The organism is Rhodococcus sp. NPDC019647 (genome assembly GCF_044389235.1).
In the GTDB taxonomy this organism is placed as follows: domain Bacteria; phylum Actinomycetota; class Actinomycetes; order Mycobacteriales; family Mycobacteriaceae; genus Rhodococcus_F; species Rhodococcus_F oxybenzonivorans.
Window position 1 is genome coordinate 1 of the sequence record NZ_JBIRXS010000075.1, and the last position, 1,819, is coordinate 1,819.

At 70.1% G+C, this 1,819-nt stretch carries 1 protein-coding gene; it reads right to left on the bottom strand.

All coding sequences use genetic code 11. The annotated features are described in order from the left end of the window. Positions 1 to 82 precede the first annotated feature (82 nt). On the bottom strand, positions 83 to 1,684 hold the full coding sequence (locus ACH49N_RS38900; RefSeq protein ID WP_159927483.1) for a transposase: 1,602 nt from the start codon (positions 1,682 to 1,684) through the stop codon (positions 83 to 85). Positions 1,685 to 1,819: the final 135 nt, after the last annotated feature.

The following is a 1,819-nucleotide window of genomic DNA, read 5'->3' on the forward strand; positions in this document are numbered from 1 at the left end:
GGGGGCTGTTGCGAAATGTGTGACCGCGCTGGCGGGTGAGGGGGTGCCGCGGTGGGGGATCCCGCACCTTTGCGGCTCTCGGTCAGGTGGTGGCCGGGAGGGTGGTTCCGCCGGTGAGGTGGGTGAGGATCTTGCCGAGATTGTGGACGGCGGCGTGGAACGCCCATTCGCTGCGGGCCCGGTCGAGGCCGCGGCTGGTGAACCGGCGGAAGCCGAGGTTGTGTTTGGCGTGTCCGAACACGGTTTCGGCGATCGGTGAGCGCTTGCGGTAGGTGGCGATGCCGTCCTCGGTGCGTAGCCGATCGGCCATCGCCCGGATTGGATCCGGGTGCGGGTGCGGTGGTGCGGATCCAGCAATCGGATCGTCGGCCGCGGCGGCCTCGAGGTCCCGGCTCTTGCCGGTCGCGATCAACCGGTCCGGGCCGGGCGAGGTCAGGTTGCTCCGCGAGCAGTACCCGGCGTCGAAGAGCATCACCCCGATCAACTCCTCCGGTGTCGGGTCGGCGGGGTCCGGGCCGGTAGGGGGCGGGTCGGTGGGAAGTGTTCGGCCGCGACGGGTGGCGTCGATCAGTTGCGCGGCCTTGCCGACCTTGTCGACCAGGTCAGGGAAGTAGTCATAGTCCGCGGGGCTGGTCCCGACCCCGGTGGCCAGGATCACCCCGTCCTCGCTGGTGAACGCCTGACAGTTGTATCCCTGTAGCCACCCGCCGCCGCGCAGCGGCTGCAACCGCGAGTCCGGGTCGGTGATGTTGCGGCGCCGCTGCCCGGCGGCGGCGATGCGCTCGCGGTGTTTACACAGGGCGGTTTCGAGTTCGGTGCGCCGCCGCCGCACCAGATGATGCTCGTCGACCGGTTTCGGCACGAACCGGCCCCGACCGGCGGCGGGAGCATCCCGGAACCGGTCGAGCACACCCTGCTGCGCGGCGACCGCCTGCGCCAGCCGCCGCTCGGCGGCGGCGACCTCGGCCCCCACCGGCACCCGCCCCATCACCGTCTGACCCGCATCGAGCCTGCTCAGATAATCGTGGGCCTTACGGTCCCGGTCGGCATCCTGGTCCTGCTTTTCCGTCTCGAGCTGGGCCAACGCCTCCGCGATCCGCGCTGAGCGGGTCGCCGGATCGGCCAACTCCGCCGGCACCTGCCCCGGTCCCGGACCGTCGTTGCCGTAGAGGTCGTCCTCGGCGTCGTCGCACGCCGCGTGCGCGGCCGCCGCCGCCGCGGCGATCCGCGCGGCCTCCGCCTCGGCCGCTCGGCGGAGCCCGTCCTCGGTGCGGTTGGCGTCCTTCGAGGCGTTCGAGGCGATCTTCACCCCGTCCAACGCGATCGTTTCGAGTCGGCCCAGTCCCATCCGCGCGGCCAGGATCAGGACCTGCGTGAACAACTCCTCGCAGGCGGTGTGGTTGTCCTTGCGGAACCGCGAGATCGTCGCGTGATCGGGGGCGTCTCCGGCGCAGATCACCCGGTAGGACACCACCTCCGAGCAGGCCCGCTCGATCTGCCGGGACGAGCGCACTCCCCGCGACCACGCCCAGATCAGCAAGGTCACCAGCATGTCCGGGTCGTAGCCGGCCCGCCCCGCACCGCCGGTGCGGCGGTCGTGATGGAACGCCCGGGTATCGAGATGGGTGCCGACGATCTCGATCACCGTCCACACCGGATGGGTGGCCGGTAACCACTCCCGCATGTCCGGCGGCAACAGGAACTGCTGATCACGATCTACCGGTCGATATCCCTTGGCCACCAACACATTATCCAGGAAACCGCAGGTCACAGCATGTAGACACGCGGGCACCCCGACCCTCAATTTCGCAACAGCCCC

Excerpts from the sequence above, each read along its gene's own strand:
- ACH49N_RS38900 (WP_159927483.1), bottom strand. The coding sequence starts at position 1,684 with ATGCGGGAGTGGTTACCGGCCACCCATCCGGTGTGGACGGTGATCGAG.